General features: G+C 73.2%; 15 protein-coding genes. 10 read left to right on the top strand and 5 right to left on the bottom strand.

The features are described 5' to 3' along the window. Window positions 1-243: 243 nt before the first annotated feature. On the bottom strand, window positions 244-543 hold the full coding sequence (locus H0524_RS16185) for a hypothetical protein (RefSeq protein ID WP_180199380.1): 300 nt from the start codon (window positions 541-543) through the stop codon (window positions 244-246). Window positions 544-582: 39 nt separating this feature from the next. Next, entirely contained in the window at window positions 583-1,134 is a 552-nt protein-coding gene (gene pyrE / locus H0524_RS16180; protein WP_180199379.1) for an orotate phosphoribosyltransferase, read from the bottom strand. Between the two features lie 222 nt (window positions 1,135-1,356). Between pyrE and H0524_RS16175 the strand changes: the two genes are divergently transcribed. After that, window positions 1,357-2,085 carry a hypothetical protein gene (locus tag H0524_RS16175; protein WP_180199378.1) on the top strand — a complete coding sequence of 243 codons (729 nt, stop codon included), beginning with the start codon at window positions 1,357-1,359 and terminating at the stop codon, window positions 2,083-2,085. Window positions 2,086-2,490: 405 nt separating this feature from the next. Next, window positions 2,491-3,072 (top strand): DUF1345 domain-containing protein, encoded by a 582-nt coding sequence (locus H0524_RS16170; RefSeq protein ID WP_255435991.1) that lies wholly within the window; start codon window positions 2,491-2,493, stop codon window positions 3,070-3,072. An 82-nt stretch (window positions 3,073-3,154) separates the two neighbouring features. Here H0524_RS16170 and H0524_RS16165 read toward each other — a convergent pair whose 3' ends face one another. Further along, on the bottom strand, window positions 3,155-5,038 hold the full coding sequence (locus H0524_RS16165) for a BTAD domain-containing putative transcriptional regulator (protein ID WP_180199376.1): 1,884 nt from the start codon (window positions 5,036-5,038) through the stop codon (window positions 3,155-3,157). Between the two features lie 200 nt (window positions 5,039-5,238). Here H0524_RS16165 and H0524_RS16160 point away from each other — a divergent pair, with 200 nt between their 5' ends. The 6 genes from H0524_RS16160 (at window position 5,239) to H0524_RS16135 (ending at window position 16,054) form a co-directional block, all read left to right on the top strand. Next, window positions 5,239-6,225, top strand: coding sequence for a DUF1702 family protein (locus tag H0524_RS16160; RefSeq protein ID WP_180199375.1), 987 nt, complete (start codon window positions 5,239-5,241; stop codon window positions 6,223-6,225). A 70-nt stretch (window positions 6,226-6,295) separates the two neighbouring features. After that, window positions 6,296-8,194, top strand: coding sequence for a CRTAC1 family protein (locus H0524_RS16155; RefSeq protein ID WP_180199374.1), 1,899 nt, complete (start codon window positions 6,296-6,298; stop codon window positions 8,192-8,194). A gap of 26 nt (window positions 8,195-8,220) precedes the next feature. Then, window positions 8,221-9,222: an enediyne biosynthesis protein UnbU gene (locus H0524_RS16150; protein ID WP_180199373.1), complete on the top strand. Its 1,002-nt coding sequence runs from the start codon at window positions 8,221-8,223 to the stop codon at window positions 9,220-9,222. A 16-nt stretch (window positions 9,223-9,238) separates the two neighbouring features. Beyond that, complete coding sequence (locus H0524_RS16145) at window positions 9,239-14,959, top strand: type I polyketide synthase (RefSeq protein WP_180199372.1); 5,721 nt, start codon at window positions 9,239-9,241, stop codon at window positions 14,957-14,959. A gap of 4 nt (window positions 14,960-14,963) precedes the next feature. Beyond that, window positions 14,964-15,398 carry a thioesterase family protein gene (locus H0524_RS16140; protein ID WP_018727045.1) on the top strand — a complete coding sequence of 145 codons (435 nt, stop codon included), beginning with the start codon at window positions 14,964-14,966 and terminating at the stop codon, window positions 15,396-15,398. Continuing rightward, the gene (locus tag H0524_RS16135) at window positions 15,395-16,054 is read left to right on the top strand and encodes an NADPH-dependent F420 reductase (protein ID WP_180199371.1); all 660 of its coding nucleotides are present in this window, start codon (window positions 15,395-15,397) and stop codon (window positions 16,052-16,054) included. Before H0524_RS16140 ends, H0524_RS16135 begins: the two co-directional genes overlap by 4 nt. A gap of 5 nt (window positions 16,055-16,059) precedes the next feature. Here H0524_RS16135 and H0524_RS16130 read toward each other — a convergent pair whose 3' ends face one another. Further along, window positions 16,060-16,731: a helix-turn-helix domain-containing protein gene (locus tag H0524_RS16130; protein ID WP_180199370.1), complete on the bottom strand. Its 672-nt coding sequence runs from the start codon at window positions 16,729-16,731 to the stop codon at window positions 16,060-16,062. 68 nt (window positions 16,732-16,799) lie between these two features. On the opposite strand from H0524_RS16130, the gene H0524_RS16125 reads away from it, so the two are divergent. After that, window positions 16,800-17,144 carry a hypothetical protein gene (locus H0524_RS16125; RefSeq protein ID WP_180199369.1) on the top strand — a complete coding sequence of 115 codons (345 nt, stop codon included), beginning with the start codon at window positions 16,800-16,802 and terminating at the stop codon, window positions 17,142-17,144. On the opposite strand, the gene H0524_RS16120 is transcribed toward H0524_RS16125, so the two are convergent. Continuing rightward, a complete protein-coding gene (locus H0524_RS16120) occupies window positions 17,108-18,985 on the bottom strand; it encodes a BTAD domain-containing putative transcriptional regulator (RefSeq protein ID WP_180199368.1) in 1,878 nt (625 codons plus the stop codon). The two genes, H0524_RS16125 and H0524_RS16120, sit on opposite strands and share 37 nt — an antisense overlap. A 108-nt stretch (window positions 18,986-19,093) precedes the next feature. Here H0524_RS16120 and H0524_RS16115 point away from each other — a divergent pair, with 108 nt between their 5' ends. Next, a complete protein-coding gene (locus tag H0524_RS16115; protein WP_180199367.1) occupies window positions 19,094-20,455 on the top strand; it encodes an AarF/ABC1/UbiB kinase family protein in 1,362 nt (453 codons plus the stop codon). Window positions 20,456-20,478: the final 23 nt, after the last annotated feature.

The raw sequence follows: 20,478 nt of genomic DNA, 5'->3' as shown, positions 1-20,478 counted from the left end.
CTCCTCGCGAGCAACACATCGATGCATATGAAAGTCACACCCATAGGGTGACCCAGGGTTTAGCACAGCGCAACCAGGAACGCCGGAAAACAGCATTCATGTGCCCGCCGGCCGTCCGCGTGACGACCAGGGCCTTGACCGGCCCACATTCCGGGGACAGGTTGGTGGCCAGTAGGTTAACTCTGCCACCCTGCGGTCCACCCATCACTCAAACCCGTGCAAAAGTGTACTGCCAGCTGCTGCTCAGGAGTCTTCGATACACCCCGCGTTGGGGTCGACCGTGGCCAGGAAGTTGCGGATTTCCTCCCGGTGTTCGTCGAGCGACAGCTTCCGGGCCGGAAAGAAACCGAAGCCGTAGCCGGAGTTCGGTCCACTGAGCCACGTGTAGTCGGTCCCAGCGAAATCACTACTGCGCACGGCGAATATCTCGCCATCGACGTCAAGTGTGGACGAGGCGGCGTCGGTTCTGGGGCGCAGGCCGGGCACGGACTCCGGGTTGGCCTCCCCGTCGCCACTGTCGCCGTCTGAGTAGACCGACCTCATGCGGCCATCTTCCCAGATGCCCCCGACCGGAGCACATATCTACCGTAGATCAACCCGCGCGGGGGTTAACTCCGTTTGAGCGGCTTCCAGGTCACGGCGGGAAAGGGCGGCGCGAAGCTGTAGCGCCTCGGCGGCCAGATTTTCCGGACCGCCCTGCTCGCGGTCGATGGCGCAGACCACCGTGTTTACCTGGGCGCCAATGGCGCGTAGCTGACCGCACGACGCCAGTAGGGCACCCCCGGTGGTCACGACATCTTCGATCAGGACGACCCGTTGCCCGTGCACGCGGCCACCTTCGGCGACCTTGCTGGTGCCGTACTCCTTGGCGTGCTTGCGTACAAAGACCGTGGGCAGCCCGGTCAGTTGTGACATCACGGTGGCCAGGGGGATGCCGCCCATCTCCATTCCCGCCAGTACGTCGCACTCCGGCAGCAGGTCCACCATCGCTTCGGCGACCTCGCGCAACAGGTTCGGCTCACCCTCGAACAGGTATTTGTCGAAGTACTCCGTGCTGACCTGCCCGGAGCGCAGACGGAACCGTCCGGTCAGGTGGCACGTGTCATAGATGCGACGGGCAAGTGGGTCGGCCATCTGGTCAGTTTCGCATTCTGCCGGTATTGAGCGGGCATCGGCTACGGCGGCGACCGCCTACCGGTGACGTTCGCCCGGCGGTATCGGCCCGTACGGTCGGCAGCTGCGGCGGCGGCCGGTGCGAGGCCGATCTGCCGTGTCGGCGGTGACCCGCCGTTGAGTGCCTGGGCTCGCGCGAAAAATGGCGTTGCATCCACTTGAGCGGGTCGATATTTTGCCGGCGTGGAGATCGTCACGCGCATCGACCGGCCCGAGCTGCACGAGGCGGCCGCCGCCACGTTCCAAGAACGCTGGCCGGAGTTCATTTTCCACGACGACGTCCCGAAGAGATACATGAGCCGGGTCGAGGAGTATTTCGCGCGATACGACGTCATGATGCTTGCTGAGGGCCAGGTAGTCGCCGGTGGATGGGGAGTGCCGATAGCCTGGGATGGCACCCTCGGCGACCTACCGTCCGGCTACGACGACACGATGATACGTGCGGTGGAAGGCCACGAAGCGGGAATCAAGCCCACCAGCCTGAGCTTCATGGCGGTCGCCGTCGACTCATCGCATGACAAGCGCGGCATGGCCGGCGTCGTACTTGAGGAGTTGGCGCGACGGGCACACAGCGACGGCCTCGCACATGTGGTCGCTCCGCTCCGACCGACCTGGAAGGACCGGTACCCGATGGTGCCGATGGCCGAGTACGCCGGATGGACCCGCCCGGACGGGCTCTCTATCGATCCGTGGATCCGCACCCACCAACGCATGGGAGCCCGCGTGCTGGGTCCAGCCCGGAGGTCGATGGTGATTGAAGGAAGCGTCGCTGACTGGGAAAGCTGGGCGGGCATGCTGTTTCCTGCGACCCGGGAGTATGTGGTCCCCGGTGCCCTCAACCTCGTGCTGATCGATCGGGAACGGGACCGCGGACTGTATGTCGAAGAAAACCTGTGGGTTCAACACAGCTGAACCCGGTGACCCAGCCGCCGTGACGGCAGCCGCACGCATGCCGCGGAACAGGCTGTGGAAGTACGGTGCAGTCCGCCGCCATGCGATCGTTACGAGGATCGGAGTCGATGAGCTGGTGCTCTCGCTCGCGCACTCGGCATCCCGAGGCGGGGCATCCTGAATCTGGTCACCGACGTTCCGGACGCGGAACTCGCCGCCGCGTACGCATAACTGGCGGCCTACCTTTAGAGGAAGCCGGTCGCTGCCGTATCAGGATCCGTGTACCCCACGTCGACCCCCTGCGTCCACGTTGAACACCATGCCGTAGCATTCGACCGCCGCAGGCATTCAAAAAGCCGTCGGTGAACTCTTTCCTACTTCCCCTTTAGGATTGCCATGGCCAGAATTACGTTCGCGGTGTCTCGGATGATCGAAGCAGCCCTCATTATCCTGGGCGCGTTTATCTTCGTCTCGGACACCATGAGCTACATCATACTCTGGGACTTTATCGGAATACTCTACCTCGCAATCCGCATCCGTCGCCTTCGGGGCAAGAGAGGATTGGACGAGAGTGATGCGTGGCTCAAGCGGACCTTGGGTCCCCGCCTCGGCCTGCTGTTTACCATCTTCGCGAGTATGGTCGGAATCATCGCAGGTCTCGTGATCGTGATCGGCGGCGACAGTCAGGACGACACACTGGCCGCCAAGATAGTCGGCGTTCCCACCGTGCTGCTTGCCTGGGGAATCCTTCATTTTGGTTATGCCGAACGGTACGCGCAGAGCTATTATGCCGCCCTGCCGAAGCAACTACTAGTCTTCCCCAACACGGATCGACCAGGATTCGTTGACTTCACCTATCTGTCGTTCAGCATCGGCGCAACTTTTGCGATCCCGGATGTAGAAACGCAAACTTCGACGATCAGGCTACAGGTGCTCTCACACGCCATCCTATCGTTCATCTACAACACTGCGACCCTCGGTATTGTCGTTAGCGTCATCACCAGCTAGCGCTTCGTCGTCGCCGGCCCGGGCCAGGGTCGGGTCGCCGACGTACGAACCCCCGGCCCGCACACGTCGACCACCACGCCGGTCAGGTCAGCCGGCCAACCGGGAAGACGGCTGCTCCGGGGCGACCGAGCTCGTGGGCGAGCAGGCGGGCAGCGAACTGGTGGACGGTGCGCAGCATCGCGTACGTCCGCCGGCCGGCGTGGTGGCGGAGGGTCACCAGTGACTTGGCCACCAGGCCGTCGAGGACCACCTGGGTGCGCAGCCGCCACCAGGGTGCGGCACCGCAGACTCGGTTCACCTCGTCGAGGCCGAACAGCCGGGGCAGCGCACCGAGCCGGACGAAGCACCAACGTTCCGCCGGGCTGAGACAGTCGAGGCTGCGGTGCAGGGCGGCCGACAGTGACATCTGGTGGGCGGGCCGGCCCCGTCGCCCGGGCCGGCGCAGCGTGGCCAACGGGTCGTCGAGCCGGCGCACCAGCTCCTCCAGGCTCTCGTCGGCCATCCGGTCGGCGGCCAGCTCGACCGCCAACGGCAGCCCGTCCAGGAGCCCGCAGATCCTGGCGATGGTGCCGACCTCCGCGGCGCCCACCTCGAAGCCGGGGCGGGCCTCGGCCGCCCGGCGGGCGAAGAGCTGGACGGCCGGCATCGCCCGGACGCCGCCCGCCCCTGTGGTGAGCGCCGGTAGCGGCGGCAGCCGCCACACCGACTCGTACGCCAGCCCGAGTGGCTGGCGCGACGTGACCAGCGCCGACACCCGCCGGCTGACCTGCGCAACGGCGTCGACCAGGCCCGCGCAGGTGTCGGTGAGGTGGTCCACGTTGTCCAGCAACAGGAGCAGGTCCCGGTCGGCCAGCTGTCGCGGTATGCCTCCCCGCGAATGGCCGGGCAGATGGAGCAGACGGCGGAGTTGCCGGGTGACGTCGGCCGGGGTGCAGGCCCCGGCGAGATCGACCCGGAGCACGCCGTCGGCGTGATCGGCGCGGGACCGGCGCGCGACGGCCAGCGCCAGCGCGGACTTTCCGCATCCGGCCGGCCCGGCCACGGTGACGACCCGGTGGTCGGCGAGCAACCGGGTCACCTCCGCCAGGTCGGTCTCCCGGCCGATCAGCTCGGTGGCTCCGGGGTCACCGCCCCGCCAGGGCGGACTGGGCGGACTGGGCGGACGAACCACCCGGGGTGGCGGGGACGCCGGCGGCGTGGCCGCCCGGCCGTGTCGGAGTTCCCGGTGCGCGGCGGCCAGCTCCGGCCCCGGCTCGATGCCGAGTTCGGCCGCGAGCCGGGCGCGGATGCCGGCCAACCGTTCCAGGGCCCGCTCCCGCCGGCCGGTGCGGGCCAGCACGGTGAGATGCCGCGCCTGCACCGCCTCGTGCAGCGGCTCGGCGGCGGCGAGCCGGTCGGCGGTGACCAGCACCTCCCCGGGCCGGCCCAGCTCCAGACCGAGTGTCACCAGGTCCAGGCAGCCGGTGACCCATTCCCGGCGCAGCGCGGCGACCGTCTCCTCCCCCGGCAGCAGGGCGGCCAGGTCGGTCAGCTCGGGGTCGGTCCAGATGCCGGCGGCGGCGGCCAGCAGCTCGAAGGCGGCCGAGCGCCGGCCCCGGCGGGCCAACTCCCGGGCGGCGCCGGTGAGCCGGCGGAAGCGGGTCAGGTCGACCTGGTCGGCGGAGAGTTGCAGCCGGTACGCCCGGGGCGAGGAGACGATGATGTTGGTCCGGGCATGCCGGGGCGCGCCGGGTTCGAGTGCCCGGCGCAGCCGCGCCACGTAGGTGTGCAGGAGGTAGCCGCCACTGGGTGGCGGGGAGTCCCTCCACAGGGCCAGGGCGAGCGAGTCGACGGGAATGTCCTCGCCCACCTGGCAGGCCAGGAGGGCGAGCAGTGCACGCTGTTTCGGAGGGCCGAGATCCACCGCGGTGGCGCGGTCGTGGACCTGGACCGTGCCGAGCAACGTGACGGACAGGTGACGTTTCACGGGTTAGGTGATCCTTCCGCTGGCCTGTCTTCCCCGAAGACTAGGCATCGCAGCTGTCACTTACCAGACATGGACCGTTGCGGATCGTGATCTTTTCACTATATGTGCTTCAAGAATGCTGCATACCGATCGTGTCAGGCTGCTTCGTGTTTGCCGCTCCCGGCGTGGAACTTTCGGCCGAGGCAGACCAAGGGGGAGAGATGACATCGACGCTGACGTGGGCCGGGATCCACCGGCCCGGTGGCTGGCGGAGGAAACTGGCCCTCAGCCCGGACCTGGTGGACTTCGCCAGGCGCGGGTTCCGGACCGACCGCCCGCAGACGAGGACCGTGCTGGAGCGCGCCGCCACCGCCTTCCTCGACGGCTACAACCGCGGCCTCGACACGCCGTACGGACAACCGACCATTCTGGACGGGCTTCCTGCTGAGCTGCGCGGATTCCGCGCGGAGGGCGCCGCCATGTCGGCTGTCTTGCTGGACCGCCTGTCGCCGACGAGACACGGCCGCTTCGCCGTCCAGCTTCGCGCCCACCCGCGACACCACTACCTGCTGCACGTCGGCGCCGGCTGGGCGCTGGCCAAGCTGGACACCGTGTCGGCCGGCACCCTGGGCCGGCTGGGTCGGCTGGGTTCCGAAAGCGGGCTGCTCCGCTGGCTGGCGTACGATGGCTATGGATTCTTCAAGGTCTTTTTTCTCCGGGATCCGACCCTCGCCCGCTGGCGCCGGCACCCCGCGCCCTGCGATCCCACCTGCGCCATCCGCTACCAGGGCCTCGGCCGCAGCCTGTGGTTCCGCGAGTGCGGCGACCCGGCCGCCGTGGCCGGACGGATCGCCGGCATGCCGGCCGTGCACCGGGGCGACGTGTGGAGCGGCGTCGGCCTCGCCGCCACGTACGCCAACGGCGTCTCTCCCGACGACCACGCGCTCCTACGGCGGCTCGCCGGTGACCACCGGGCGGCCCTGGCGCAGGGTGCCGCGTTCGCCGCCGAGGCCCGCCGGGCCGACGGCACCGCCGGCCCGGCGGTCGACGCCACCGCACGGATCCTGACCGGAGCCTCCGCCGACACCGCCGCCGAGTGGACCTGGCAGGCCCGCCACGGACTCGGCCGGGCCGATGCCACCCCCGCCGACTACGGCGAGTGGCGCACCCGGGTCCAGCGGATCGCCGCCTCACACGGAGCTCGCTGAGCACGACGACCCGCCGCTGGCCCGCCGCCGGCCCGCGCCCCTCCCGCCGAACCCGCGACAAGGAGCCGCCATGTCCCGCCCGCCCGCCGTGAGCAGGATCGCCGCCCCGCTGCTGGCCCTCCTGATCGCCGTCAGCCTCGGATTCGCCACCCGGCTGCCGGACGCGAGCGCCGCCGACCGCCGGACGCTCGCCGGGCGGTTCGCCTTCGCCGTCAGCGACCTGAACGGCGACCCGGCCGGCGGCCGTACCCAGCGGGCCGTGCAGCCCGCGCTGGAGCGCCTCCGGGCCTGGATCTCCTCGGTGGGCGCCGGCGCGGCGCTGGCCGACCTGGACGGGGACGGCCTGCCCAACGACACCTGCCTGGTGGACCCCCGCGACGACTCGGTGAGCGTCACCCCGGCCCCCGGCCCGACCGTCCGGTACGAAGCCTTCCCGCTGCTTCCCACCGGTGTGCCGTACGACGTCCGGACCACCGCCCCGATGGGCTGCGCACTCGCCGACCTGAACGAGGACGGCCGGCTGGACGTCCTGGTCTACTTCTGGGGCCGGGCGCCGCTGGTCCACCTGCAACGCGCCGACGTGCCGTTCGGCCCGGCCGCGTTCACCGCCGCCGACGTCACCGACCGTTCCGACGAGGTGTGGAACAGCACCACCGCGAACGTGCTCGACCTGGACGGGGACGGTCACCTGGACATCCTGGTCGGCAACTACTTCCCGGACGGGGCGCGGGTCCTCGACCCGGCCGCGCGGGACGACCCGCGGATGCAGATGCAGGACTCCATGTCGTGGGCCCGCAACGCGGGCCGGAACCGGATCCTGCGCTTCACCGGGCTCACCCCGGTGGGCGGGGGCCCACCCCGCCCGAGGTACGAGGACGCCTCGTCGGCCCTGACCGACGAGCAGGCCCGCGCCTGGACCCTCGCCATCGGCGCCCAGGACCTGGACGGCGACAGCCGGCCCGAGGTGTACGTGGCCAACGACTTCGGCCGGGACCACCTGTTGCGCAACCTCTCGCGGCCCGGCCGGATCCGGTTCGCCGAACTGCCCGGACGGCGCGAGGCCGACATGCCCAAGTCCAAGGTGCTGGGCAACGACTCCTTCAAGGGCATGGGGGTCGCCTTCACCGATCTCAACGCCGACGCGCGGCCGGACATCCTGGTCAGCAACATCACCACCCCGTACGCGCTGCAGGAGAGCAACTTCGCGTTCGTCAGCACCGACACCGCACCGCTTACCGACCGGGCGCCGTACCGGGACGAGAGCCAGCGGCTGGGCCTGGCCCGGACCGGCTGGGGCTGGGACGTCAAGGCCGCCGACTTCGACGGTGACGGCACCGACGAGATCGTCCAGGCCCTGGGCTTCCTGCGCGGCCGGGTCAACCGCTGGGCGGAACTCCAGGAACTGGCGATGGGCAACGACGTGTTCCTCCGGTATCCCAACGCCTGGCCGAACTTCCGCGACGGCGACGACATCGCCGGGCACCAGCGCAACCCCTTCTTCGTCCGGGGCGACGACGGCCGGTACGTGGACGTCTCCGAACGGCTCGCCTTCCGCCAGCACGCCACCACCCGAGCCCTGGCCGTCGGCGACACCGACCACGACGGCCGGCCCGACCTCGTGGTGGCCAACCAGTGGGCCCGGTCCCAGTTCCTGCACAACACCGGTCCGGCCCGCGCACACCTGGGCCTGCGACTGCTGCTGCCGGCCACCGGGCCGGACGCCCGGCCCCGCCCGGCGGTCGGCGCGACCGTCCAGGTGCGCCGGGCCGACGGCGCCCCGCTGACCGCCCAGCTCTACCCGGCCAACGGCCACACCGGCGGTAACTCCCCCGAGCTGCTCTTCGGTCTCGGTGCCTCGTCCGGCCCGGTAACGGTGACGGTGACCTGGCGCGATGCCGCCGGCCAGCAGGCACTCACCCGGTCCCTCACCCCCGGTTGGCACACCCTCGTGCTGACCCCGACCGCGTAGCCCGTCGACGCCTGAGGAGGTCGATCGTGTCCGAACAGGCCGCTACCCGTACGGCGAACCGACCGGACCCGCGGATCACGGCGCTGCGCCGGTTCGCGCTCTCCATCACCGTCTTCAACATCCTCGGGCACCTGGTGCTCGGCTTCGAGCAGGCGTACATCACGCCGGTCGTGGCGGTGCTCACCGCGTACGCGGTGGACCTGCTGCTGGAGACCGTCGAGGCGCGCACCGCCGGCCGCCCGGAGCGCTACCAGGGCGGCCCGGTGGCGCTGCTGAACTTCCTGCTGCCCGCCCACATCGCCGGGTTGGCCTGCGCCATGCTGCTCTACGGCAACCAGAGCCTGGCACCCACCATGTTCGCCACCTCGGTCGCGGTGGGCAGCAAGTACGTCGTCCGGCTGCGGATCCGCGGCGCCCTGCGGCACGTGCTCAACCCGAGCAACCTCGGCATCAGCGTGACGCTGATCCTGTTCAGCTGGGTCAGTATCGCCCCGCCGTACCACTTCAGCGAGGACGTGGACGGGCCGTGGGACGTGGTGATCCCGCTGGTCATCCTGGCGGCCGGCACCATGCTCAACGGCAAGCTGACCCGGCGGCTGCCGCTGATCCTCGGCTGGGTGGGCGGCTTCGCCCTCCAGGCGGTGCTGCGCTGGGCGTTCTTCGACGCGCACCTGGCCGCCGCGCTGCTGCCGATGACCGGCATCGCGTTCATCCTCTTCACCAACTACATGATCACCGATCCGGGCACGACGCCGGCCGCCCCCCGGCGGCAGGTGGCCTTCGGGCTCGCCACGGCGGCCGTCTACGGGCTGCTGGTGCTCGCCCACATCACCTACGGCCTGTTCTTCGCGCTGGTGATCGTCTGTGGACTGCGGGCGCTGGTGATCGTCGGCGCGAACGTGCGCGAGCGCGTCACCGGGGCACCCGCGCCCGGACCCGACCGGCCCGCCGGAAGTCCGCCGGCCCACGAGGCCCGCGCCGGCGCGGGCCCGCTGCCGGAGCCGGCCGCCGCCCGCTCCGCCGGCTGACCGCACCCCTCATCGTATGAGCAAGGAGACCACGATGGTCGACGACGACGTGGTGATCGTGGGTCTGGCCTGCCGCTACCCGGCGGCGGACAACCCGGCCCAGCTGTGGGAGAACGTCCTCAACCGACGGCAGGCGTTCCGCCCGCTGCCGGCCGGACGGCTGCCCCTGACCGAGTACGGCGGCGACGGCCCCGACCAGACCACGGTCCGCCGGGCCGCGGTGCTGGACGGCTGGCGCTTCGACCGGGCCCGCTTCCGGATCCCCGGCAGCACCTTCCGCGCGGTGGACCTGTCTCACTGGCTGGCGCTGGAGACCGCGGCGGACGCCCTGGCCGACGCCGGCCTGCCGAAGGGGTCCGGCGCCGACCGCTCACGGGTCGGCGTGGTCATCGGCAACTCGCTGACCGGCGAGTTCTCCCGGGCGTCCGCCATGCGGGTCCGCTGGCCGTACGTGCGGCGGGCGGTGGCCGCCGGACTCTCCGACGGCGGGCTCGCAGGGGATGAGGTCGCGGCGCTGCTGGAACGGGTCGAGCAGCGGTTCAAGGCCCCGTTCCCGGTTCCCGGCGACGAGACCCTGGCCGGCGCCCTGGCGAACACCATCGCCGGCCGGATCTGCAACCACTTCGACTTCCACGGCACCGGCTACACGGTGGACGGCGCCTGCGCCTCGTCGCTGCTGGCGGTGTTGACGGCGGCCGACGCGGTGGCCACCGGCCAGCTCGACGTGGCGCTCGCCGGCGGGGTGGACCTCAGCCTCGATCCGCTGGAGCTGGTCGGCTTCTCCCGGGTCGGCGCACTGGCCTGCGACGAGATGCGCGTGTACGACGCCCAACCCACCGGGTTCCTCCCCGGTGAGGGCTGCGGCGTGGTGGTGCTCACCCGCTCGTCGTACGCGCTCGAACGCGGGCTGCGCCCGTACGGGCGGCTGCTCGGTTGGGCGTCCTCGTCCGACGGCGGTGGCGGGCTGACCCGGCCGGAGGAGAGCGGCCAGCGGTTGGCGCTGCGCCGCGCGTACCTGCGGGCGGGCATCGACCCCGGCGCGGTCCGGCTCGTCGAGGGACACGGCACCGGCACCGCGGTCGGCGACGAGGCCGAGCTGCGGGCCCTACTCGGGGTACGCGGACCGGACGCGCCACCGGCCGTGCTCGGCAGCGTCAAGGCCAACATCGGGCACACCAAGGCCGCCGCCGGGGTCGCCGGGCTGATCAAGGCGGTCCTGGCGGTGCACCGGGAGGTGCTCCCGCCGACCACCGGCTGCCGCAGCCCGCACCCGCTGCTCGCCGACGGGAACCGTCTCCGGGTCGCCGACGAGGCGCAGCCCTGGCCGGCGGGCGAGCAGTACGCCGCGGTCAGCGCGATGGGGTTCGGGGGGATCAACACCCACGTGGTTCTGGGCGGCGCCACCCCCGCCGCGCCGCGGCCGCTCAGCGCACACGTCCGGCGGCTGAGCCGGCCCCACCCCGATCACGAACTGGTGGTGTGCGGGGCGTCGGACGCGACGGCGCTGGCCGGCCTGCTCACCCGGGTCCGAACGGTCGCCACCACACTGTCCCGCCCGGAGCTGACCGACCTGGCCGCCGGCCTGGCCGCCACCCATCGGGGCGACGCCCCGGCCCGCTTCGCCGCAGCCGTCCACGACGCCGACGAGCTGGTCGTCGCGCTCGACCGGGCGCTGGGGCACCTGGCCGGCGGCGGGCGGCGCCTGCTCGACGCCGCGCGCGGGGTGTTCCTGGTGGCCGACGGCACGCTACGGGTGGGGCTGCTCTTCCCGGGACAGGCCGCCCCGGTGCATCCGGGCCACGGCGCGCTGGGACACCTGCTCGACGAGGCCGGGAACCGGACCGAACAGCTGCCGGTGCCGGCCGAGCCGGTCGACACGGCGGTGGCCCAACCGGCGATCATCGCCGGCAGCCTCGCCGGGATCCGCTGGCTGACCCGGCTCGGCGTCCGGGCGGTGGGCGCCCTCGGGCACAGCCTCGGCGAGTTGGCCGCGCTCAGCTGGGCGGGCGCGCTCGACGCCGAGGACGCCCTGAGCCTGGCGCGGGCCCGGGGCGCGGCCATGTCCACCGCGAGCACGGTGCCGTCCGGGATGCTGTCGCTCCGGACCGACCTGGCCGGTGCCCGCAGGCTGGTGGCCGGCAGCGGCGCCGTCGTCGCGGCGGAGAACGGGGCCCGGCACGTGGTGGTCGCCGGCACCCGGCCGGACCTGGACCGGGTCGCCTCGGCGGCCCGACGCGAGCGCGTCGAGGTGACGCCGCTGGCCGTCTCACACGCCTTCCACAGCCCGCTGATGGCCCCGGCGGCGACGGCGCTGCGCCGGGCCGCCGGGCACCTGGCCTGGCGACGGCCGGAACGGCCGGTGGCCTCCACGGTGACCGGGGACTGGTGGGGCGGCGAGGACCCGGCCGACGTACTGGTCCGGCAGCTCACCGAGCCGGTCCGTTTCCGCGAGGCGCTCGGCCGGCTCGACGCGGACCTGCTGGTCGAGGTCGGCCCCGGGCAGATGCTGACCGCGCTGGCCGAGGCGGCCGGGCGTACCTCGGTCAGCCTGGACGTCGGTGCGGCGAGCGCGGCCGGCGCGGCCGCCGGGACCGCCGCGCTCTTCGCCGCCGGGGCCGTCCCCGAGGTGGAGCCCTGGTTCGCGGGACGGTTCGTCCGCCCGTTCGCGCTGGACCGGGAGCGGGAGTTCCTCGTCAACCCGTGCGAGCGGGAGCAACCGGTCACCACGGCGCCCGCGGCCCCGACGACGGCGCCGACGTCCCGAGCCCCGGTGCCCGATCCGCTCCCCCGGCGGACTCCGGCGGCTGCGGTCGCGGGCGACGACCGGGACACCGCCGAGCTGGTCGCCGTTCGGGTGGCCGAGCTGGCCGAGCTGCCGGCCGCCGAGGTTGATCCGGACACCCGCCTCCTGGCCGACCTGCACCTGAACTCCCTGCGGGTGGGGCAGCTCACCGCAGACATCGCCGGTGAGCTCGGCCGGGCTCTGCCGGCCACGCCGCTGTCCCTGGCCCACGCGACGGTCGGCGAGCTGGCCGCCGCGATCGACGGGCTGCCGGCGGCCGACACGCCGGCCGCCGAGCTGCCCGCGACCGGCGTCGGCCCGTGGGTGCGGGTCTTCAGCCACCATCTGGTACCCCGGGCGGCGCGCACCGCCCCGCCGGCCGAACCGCCGGGTTGGGAGGTCATCGGCGATCTCACCGAGCACCCGCAGGCCGAGGTGGTGCGGACCGAGTTCCGGACGGACGCCGCGGCGACCGCCGGCCGGCTGCTCGTCCTGCCGCCGGGCCTGGCCGACATCCCGACCGCCGACGTCGCCGCCGCGCTGGGCGGCGCCGCGACCGACCGCCGGCCGCTGGTGGTGGTGCACCACGGCGGGATCGGCGGGGCCGTCGGCCGCAGCCTCTTCGCCGAGACCGAGGTACCGGTGCTGGTGGTGGAGACCCCATCCGGGCCGGCCGGCGTCCGGCTGGCCGCCGTCGAGGCGTCCCGGCCCTGGTCCGGCTACCAGGAGGTGGTGTACAGCGCGGACGGCGTCCGGACCGTACCGGTCAGCCGGTTGCTGGACGGCCAACCCCGTGCCGGCCAGCGGATCCCGCTCGGCCCGGGCGAGGTCTGCCTGGTGACCGGGGGCGCCAAGGGGATCGGGGCCGTCTGCGCGGCGGCCCTCGGCGCGGCCACCGGAGCCCGGCTGGTGCTCGTCGGCCGCAGTCCCGCCGACGATCCGGAGGTCGTGGAGGCGGTGCGCCGCAGCGGCGCGGCCTACCGGCGGGTGGACCTGACCGACCGGGCCGCGGTGGCGGAGGCCCTCGCCGCGGTCCGTGCCGAGCACGGCCCCGTACGCGGCGTGCTGCATGCGGCCGGGCGGAACGAGCCCGCCCCGCTCACCGAGCTGACCGCGCAGGAGCTGGACCGCACCCTCGCGCCGAAGGCGTACGGCTTCGACCACCTGGTGGCCGCGCTCGACCTCGACGAGCTGCGATTCGCCGTCGCCTTCGGTTCGGTGATCGGCCGGGCCGGCCTGCCCGGGGAGGCCGCCTACGCCGCCGCGAACGAGTACCTCTCCCGGCGCTGCACCGAGCTCGCCGCCGTCGCCCCGCAGGTGCGCTGGCTGAGCATCGAGTGGTCGGTCTGGTCCGGCACCGGTATGGGTGTCCGCCTGGGTGTGCTCGACGGGCTGCTGCGGCGGGGGGTCAGTCCGATCCCGCCGGACGAGGGCACCCGGCTGCTGCTGGAACTCCTCGCCCGGCCCGCCCTCCCGCCGGTGGTGCTGGTGGCCGGCCGGCTACCGGTCAGCGACACCCTGGAGTGGGACGAGTGCGCCGGGGAGAGCGGTCGTTTCCTGGAGTCCCGGCTGACCGGCACACCCTCCGTCGAGTTGGTCAGCGAGGCCCGACTCTCGCTGGGTGCCGACCCCTACCTGGACGACCACCGGATCGGTGGCGCGCCCGTGCTCCCGGCGGTGCTCGGGTTGGAGGCGATGGCGCAGGCCGCCGCGGGGCTGGGCGCGAAGCAGGTGCCGACGGTGATCCGGGACGTGGCGCTGACCCGCCCGGTGACGGTCGGCGACCGGGAGCCCCGGTCGATCCGGGTGGCGGCGCTGACCGGTCCGGACGGGACGGTCCGGGCGGCCGTGCGCAGTGCGGAGACCAGCTTCGCGGTGGACCACCTGACCGCCACGTACGGCGGGACCGTGACCACGGGCGAGCCGGTGCCGCCGCCCGCCGCCGGGCTGGCGGTGCCCGGCGCCCCGCTGTACGGCCCGGCCTTCTTCCACGGCCCGAGGTTCCGCCGGGTGGCCGGCTACCACGGGCTCAGCGCGTACCGATGCGTGGCCGAGGTGCACGCCGAGCCGGGGACCTGGTTCGGGGGGTTCTACGACCAGCGGCTCCAGCTGGGCGACCCGGGGGTTCGGGACGCCTTTCTGCACCTGCTCCAAGCCTGCGTGCCGGACCGCCGGGTGCTACCCGTCGAGGTGGACCGGATCGACGTCCACGCCCGCCCGGAGGGCACCCTGACCGTACACGCTCGGCAGGTGGCCGAGACCGGTGACGAGTTCCGCTTCGACCTCACCGTCATCGACGCCGACGGCACGGCGGTGGAGCGCTGGACCGGGCTGCGGCTGCGGGCGGTCGGGCCGGTCGAGAATCCGGTCTGGCCGGTCGAGTTGCTCGGGCCCCTGGTCGCCCGGCGGCTGCGCCGCTGGCGTCCGGAGCTCCGGGTGGACCTCGCCGCCGCGACGGCCGGGCGGGCCGACCGGGACCGCGGCCGGATCCTGGCGGGCTGGCTGCTCGACGGGCCGGTACGGGCCGACGCGACCGGCCGCCCGCGGCCCGTGGCGGCGGCAATCCCGTCGGGATGGCGCGGGGTGAGCGTCAGCCACCTCGACGGGCACCTGCTGGCCGCCGCGGCGGACCGCCCGGTCGGGGTGGACTGGGAGGTGGTCGCGGCCACGCCGCCGTTGCCCGCCCCGGCCGCCCGGGTCGCCGATGCGGTGGCCCGGCTCACCGGCGAGGATCCGGCCACCGCCGGGACCCGCGTCTGGACCGCGCTGGAGGCGCTGATGAAGGCCGGCACCGCCGTGGACGCTCCGCTGGTGCTGCGCGACGAGACCGGACCGGACGGCTGGGTGGCACTGCACGCCGGCCGGCACGCGGTGTACGGGACCGTGGTCCCGACGACGGCCGGGCCGGTCGTGGTGAGCCTGGCCGTCGCCACGGACTCCGACCGGGAGGCGTGAGGAGATGCCCGAGAGCTACGTCCACCGGCACGTGGTGACCTTCGACGAGACGAACCTGGTGGGGAACGTCTACTTCGCTCACTTCCTCCACTGGCAGGGGCACTGCCGCGAGCACTTCCTGGCCGACCACGCACCGGGGGTGGTGGCCGCGCTCGGTGACGGGCTGGCCCTGGTGACGGTGGACTGCCACGCCGACTTCTACGCCGAGGGCGGCGCCTTCGACGAGATCGAGATCCGGATGATGCTGGACCGGCTCGACGGACACCGGATCGTGATGTCCTTCGACTACCTGCGGGTGAAGCCCGGACCACCGACGCTGTTGGCCCGGGGCCGGCAGACGGTGGCGTGCATGCGCCGGGGCGGGCACGGCCTGGAGCCGGTGGAGGTGCCGGCCGAGCTGCGCCGGGCGCTGGACCGGTACGCGACGGTGACCCGATGACCGTCGGCATCCTGGGACGCGGCCGGATGGGCCGGGCACTGGCGGCGGCGGTCCGGCAGGCCGGGGGCCGGGTCCTGCTGGTGCCCGGCCGGGCTGACCCGCTCCAGTGGGGCGGGCTGCTCGCTCCGGCCGCGGTGGTGGTCCTCGCGGTGCCGTTCCCCGCCGCCGTGGAGTTCCTGCGCGGCCCGGCCGGTGGGCAGGGCCGCGGACGCACCCTGGTCGACCCGACCAACCCGGTGCTCTGCGAGCCGGCCCTCGTGCCACCCGGCCGCTCCGGCGGGGAACTACTGGCCGAGATCGCCGCCGACCGGGCGGCCGGCCCCGGCCACGCCGGAGCGGGCTGGCGGGTGGCGAAAGCGTTCAACACGGTGCCGGCCGGGGTGCTCGCGCGCAGCCGGGTCAACGGGCTGCCGGTGTCGCTACCGGTCGCCACCGACCATCCGGCGGCGCTGCGGGAGGTGTCCACACTGGCCCGGGCGTTGGGCTTCGCGCCGCTGGACGCCGGGGGCGTCCGGGCCGCCCGGCACCTCGAAGCGCTGACCGGGCTGTTGATGGCCGTCAGCGACCGGCAGGACCTGCGCGGACAGGTGTGCATCCACATCGGTGTGCCGGGTGGCGACGCCGTGACCCGGGAGACGGCGTGCCGGGCCGGCTGACCGGCTCACCGCACGGGGCCGGCCAGACCGAGCAGCCGCAGGCACCGCGACATGGCCGCCGGCGGGCCGGTGACCTGCACGGAGCCGCCGAGCACCGCCTCCAACGGATCCAGCCGCCGCGCACCCAGCTGGAAGAACGTCTCCGCGTCCGTCTTGACATGCAGCGTCGGCTCCCGTGCCGCGGTGGGATGCAGGACCGCCCGGCCACCGTCCACCACCACGTGGAACTGCTCCCCGTCCACGTCGAAGCCGTAGACCTCGTCGACCCCCGGAACCCGGCTGCCGTCGAGCAGTGCGTCGGTGGCCAGGATCGCCCAGGCCGGGCGGGAGATCGCGGCGGCCGGCGGCGGCTGGTGGGCGGCGTACGTGAGGCCGAAGCGGGCCAGGCTCAGCACCGGTTCCCGCATCCGCTCACCCAGCTCGGTCAGCGCGTAGCCCGCGGTCCGCCGCTGCGGGTCCAGCGGCCGAACCAGCCCCGCTTCGACGAGGAAGCCGAGCCGATCGGCCAGCAGATTGGTGCCGATTCCTTGCAAAGCATCGAGGAGTTCGCCGTAGCGACGTGGCCGGATGAGCAGCTCCCGGACGATCAGCAACGTCCAGCGCTCGCCGAGAACGTCCAGTGCATAGGCCAGTCCGCACTGCTGGTCGTAGGTGCGCCGGTCCCTCAGCTGCCCCATCGCTCGCTCCATGTCGGGCATCCCATCCCTTCACTATTCCATGGTTCGAGCTATCGGAAGGACTGCCCATGGCCGCCCTCACGGGCTCTTCTCCCCGTACCGCCTCCGTCCCCGGTGCCCGCCGGCGCGTCGCCGGGTCCCTGCGCGGTCGCCTGACCGCCACCCTGGCCTCGCTGGGCTGGCTGGGCCTGGGCCTCGTCTCGGTGGCGGCGGCGTACGGCTTCCTGGCCGTCCTGATCGGCTCGCGGTTGCCGCAACTCTCCACCGGGACGGTCGGTGACGGCCTGCCGGTCCGGCTGCTGGCCGGGATCAGCCTCCTGGTGCTCGGCGCCCTCCTGGTCTTCTACTGGGACGTCCGGCTGCCGGCGATGTTCGGCTACGGCTGGTTCCCGGCGATGCCGTGGAACTCCTGATGGCCCTCGCCCGGCCCGCTCCCCCGTGCGGCGACCGCCGCCAGGGCCACCGTACGCAGCATCCGGTAGCGCGGGCCGTCCGGTCCGGGGCGTACGGCCAGCAGGGACTCCTCGGCCAGCCGGTCGAGCACGGCGGGGAGCCGGTCCGGAGAGACCAGGCCGGCGCAGTGGGTGACCGCCTCCTGCAACGAGAACGACCGGTCCCCGACGCCGAGCCGCGCCAGGCAGGCCAAGTCGACCGGCGGCACCATGGCGAGGCTGCGGTGCAGCGCGGCGGACAGCGACCGATGGTGCCGTGGGTGGCCACGGCGGTGCGGCCGCAACTCGTCGAGCGGGTGGTCGACCCGGCGCAGCACGCCGTCGAGGCTGTCGGTGTAGAGGCAGGCGGCGGCCAGTTCGACGGCCAGCGGCAGCCCGTCCAGCCCGTGGCAGATCCGCGCCACGGTGACGGTGTCGGCCGGGGTGAGCCGGAAGCCGGGCCGGATCAGGCCGGCCCGGTGGGCGAAGAGGCGGACGGCCGGGTTGTCCGCGAGAGTCTCCGGCGCGTCGAGGTCGGGCAGCGCCAGCGGCGCCAGCCGGAACACCGCCTCGTGCGTGAGCCCCAACCGGCGGCGCGAGGTGACCAGCATGGCGGCGCCCCGGCAGCGGCGCAGCGCGTAGTCGACCATCTCGCCGGCCCGCGCGCCGAGGTGCTCGACGTCGTTGAGTACCAGCAGCACGCGCTGCTGACCGACGGCGTGCAGCGGGTCGGCGTCCGGCGGCAGCTCCAGCGTCTCCGCCAGCAGCCGCAGCACCTCGCCGCAGTCCCGGGCCTCGGCCGCATCGACGGTCGCCACCCCGTCGGGGAACGCGCCGGCGACCCGCTCGGCGACCGTCAGGCCGGTCGCCGACTTCCCGCAGCCGGCCGGGCCGACGACGGTGACGTGCCGGTGCGCGACCAGCAGGGTGGCACACCGGGAGAGGTCGTCCTCCCGGCCGATCAACGGCCCGATGGGCGGGCCGGGGCCGCACCAGCGATGGCGTGGGTCGGGTTCCACCACGGCCACGGTCGCCGGGGCTCCGGCGGGCGGCTGCGGCTCGTCCCCGGCGTGCAGCAGGGCTGCGTACAGCCGGCGCAGCTCCGGGCCGGGCTCGACCCCCAGTTCGGCGCGGAGCCGCGCCCGGACGTCGAGGAAATGGTGCACGGCGGCGGCCCGCTGCCCGCTGCGGGTGAGCGCCTCCAGGTAACGGGCCTGCACCGTCTCCTGGAGGGGCTCCACGGCGGCGAGCCGCTCGCCCACCGGAAGCACCGCGGAGGCCTGGCCGAGGCGCAGGCCCACCTCGATGTGCCGCAGGCCCGCGTCGACCCAGTCGCGGCGCAGCGCGGTGAGGTGCCGGGGGCTGGCCAGCAGGCCACCGAGGTCGGCAAGCGTCGGGTCCTGCCAGAGCTCGAGCGCCCGGGTGAGGAGATGGAAGGCATCGTGCGGGCTGCCGGCGGCCTGCCGGCTGCGGGCCGCGCCGAGCAGGTGCCGGAAGTGCGAGGCGTCGACCCGCTCGGGCGGCACGTCGAGCCGGTAGCCGCCGGGCACCGAAGCGATCACGTTGGTCCGGGCGCGCGGCGGCGTGCCCGGTTCGAGTGCCCGGCGCAGCCGCGCCACGTACGTGCGCACCAGGTGTTCGCCGCTGACCGGGGCGTCGTCGCCCCAGACCGCGCGGGTGATCGCGCCGAGCGGCACCGGCTGCCCGCGGTGCAGGGCGAGGTAGCCGAGGACCGCACGCTGCCGCGACGGCCCCAACGGCATCTCGACGGTGTCGCGGTACGCGGTGACCGGGCCAAGCAACCTGATTCGGACGGTGTCCATGTCGCCTCCCCCACCACGAGGCTAGAAGACCCATAGAACGCCGTCCATGACGATCCGCCACCTTGGGATTACCCACCGCACATCCGCCACCCGCGGAAGGAGGCGTCAATGTTCCCCCGCAACTCCCTCCCCAACGATCACCGCGCCGGACTCCCCCACCCGGTCCCCCGGCCGACCCGGTTGGCCCTGGCCATCCGTGGCGCGGCCGTAGCGGCCAGCAGCGCCACGTACCTGCTGCCGGCGGCGGCCGGCGCGGCGGTGCTGCTGCCCCTGCGCGGCAGGACCGCCGCGGCCCGCTTCTTCTATCGCCGGCTGGTCCGGCACCTGCAACGACTCGGTCCGGCACCGGTGAAGTTCGGCCAGATCATGGGCACCCGGCGGGACCTACTGCCGCCCCTGCTCTGCGACGAGCTGGGTCGACTGCACGACCGGGTCCGGCCGATGACCGACCGGCAGACCCGGCGCGCGCTGCGCGTGGCGTACGGCACGGAGCTGGACCGGCTCTTCTCCGCTGTGGACACCGTGGCCCGGGCCAGCGGCAGCATCGCCGGTGTCTACCGCGCCACCCGCGCCGACGGCCGGGTGGTGGCGCTGAAGCTGCAACGGCCGGGAATCCGCCGCCGGATGTCGCTCGACCTCGCCCTAATCCGGGGCGCGGCGTCGCTGGCCGAGAGGCTGCCCCCGGCGCGCGGAGTGCCGCTGGCCGAGCTGACCGGCTTCGTCTGCGCGGCGGTGCTCAACCAGCTCGACTTCACCGGCGAACGAGCGAACCTGGCGCAGCTGCGGCGCAACTTCGCCGGCGCCGACCACGTCTGGATCCCGGAGACACTGCCGGAACTCTGCCGGCCGACGTGCCTGGCGATGGAGTACATCCCGGACCTGGTGACCCGTCCGATCACGGAGATCGACCTGGCCCGCCGCCCCCGACTGGCCGCCCGCACCGTGTCCGCCGTCTACCAGATGCTCTTCCTCGACGGATTCGTCCACTGTGACCTGCATCCGGGCAACGTCTACTTCAAGGGCCCCCGGGTGGTGATCCTGGACGCCGGGTTCAGCATCCGGCTCGATGCGACCGTACGGCGGCAGTTCGCCGACTTCTTCCTCGGCCTGGCGCTCGGGCAGGGCCGCAAGTGCGGCCAGGTGGTGGTGGACAGCGCCGTCCGGGTGGCGCCGGACGCCGACGTCGAGGGCTTCGTCAGCCGGGTGGCCGAGCTGGTCGGGCGAAACACCGGCCTGCCGGCCCGCGAGTTCCAGCTCACCCGCTTCGGCACCGAACTGTTCACCCTGCAACGGGACTTCGGCCTGTACGCCGCGTCCGAGTTCATCTTCCCGCTGCTGTCGCTGCTGGTGATCGAGGGGACCGTCCGCGACCTCGACCCCGACATCGACTTCCAGGCGGCGGCCCGGCCGATGCTGCTCCGCGCCGCGGCCGCGACCGCCCACCTCGCCCCACAGCGCCGGGTCGGCTGATCCGACATCCGACCGTTCCCGAC

This window comes from Salinispora sp. H7-4, from assembly GCF_013416675.1.
GTDB classification, from domain to species: Bacteria; Actinomycetota; Actinomycetes; order Mycobacteriales; family Micromonosporaceae; genus Micromonospora; species Micromonospora vitiensis.
The sequence above is the reverse complement of the archived record's forward strand: the minus strand, read 5'-3'. Positions and strand labels throughout refer to the sequence as shown.

Excerpts from the sequence above, each read along its gene's own strand:
- H0524_RS16160 (WP_180199375.1), top strand. The coding sequence starts at position 5,239 with ATGACATCGACGCTGACGTGGGCCGGGATCCACCGGCCCGGTGGCTGG.
- H0524_RS16120 (WP_180199368.1), bottom strand. The coding sequence starts at position 18,985 with ATGGACACCGTCCGAATCAGGTTGCTTGGCCCGGTCACCGCGTACCGC.
- H0524_RS16185 (WP_180199380.1), bottom strand. The coding sequence starts at position 543 with ATGAGGTCGGTCTACTCAGACGGCGACAGTGGCGACGGGGAGGCCAAC.
- H0524_RS16135 (WP_180199371.1), top strand. The coding sequence starts at position 15,395 with ATGACCGTCGGCATCCTGGGACGCGGCCGGATGGGCCGGGCACTGGCG.
- H0524_RS16140 (WP_018727045.1), top strand. The coding sequence starts at position 14,964 with ATGCCCGAGAGCTACGTCCACCGGCACGTGGTGACCTTCGACGAGACG.
- H0524_RS16130 (WP_180199370.1), bottom strand. The coding sequence starts at position 16,731 with ATGGGGCAGCTGAGGGACCGGCGCACCTACGACCAGCAGTGCGGACTG.
- pyrE (WP_180199379.1), bottom strand. The coding sequence starts at position 1,134 with ATGGCCGACCCACTTGCCCGTCGCATCTATGACACGTGCCACCTGACC.
- H0524_RS16145 (WP_180199372.1), top strand. The coding sequence starts at position 9,239 with ATGAGCAAGGAGACCACGATGGTCGACGACGACGTGGTGATCGTGGGT.
- H0524_RS16125 (WP_180199369.1), top strand. The coding sequence starts at position 16,800 with ATGGCCGCCCTCACGGGCTCTTCTCCCCGTACCGCCTCCGTCCCCGGT.
- H0524_RS16170 (WP_255435991.1), top strand. The coding sequence starts at position 2,491 with ATGATCGAAGCAGCCCTCATTATCCTGGGCGCGTTTATCTTCGTCTCG.
- H0524_RS16155 (WP_180199374.1), top strand. The coding sequence starts at position 6,296 with ATGTCCCGCCCGCCCGCCGTGAGCAGGATCGCCGCCCCGCTGCTGGCC.
- H0524_RS16115 (WP_180199367.1), top strand. The coding sequence starts at position 19,094 with ATGTTCCCCCGCAACTCCCTCCCCAACGATCACCGCGCCGGACTCCCC.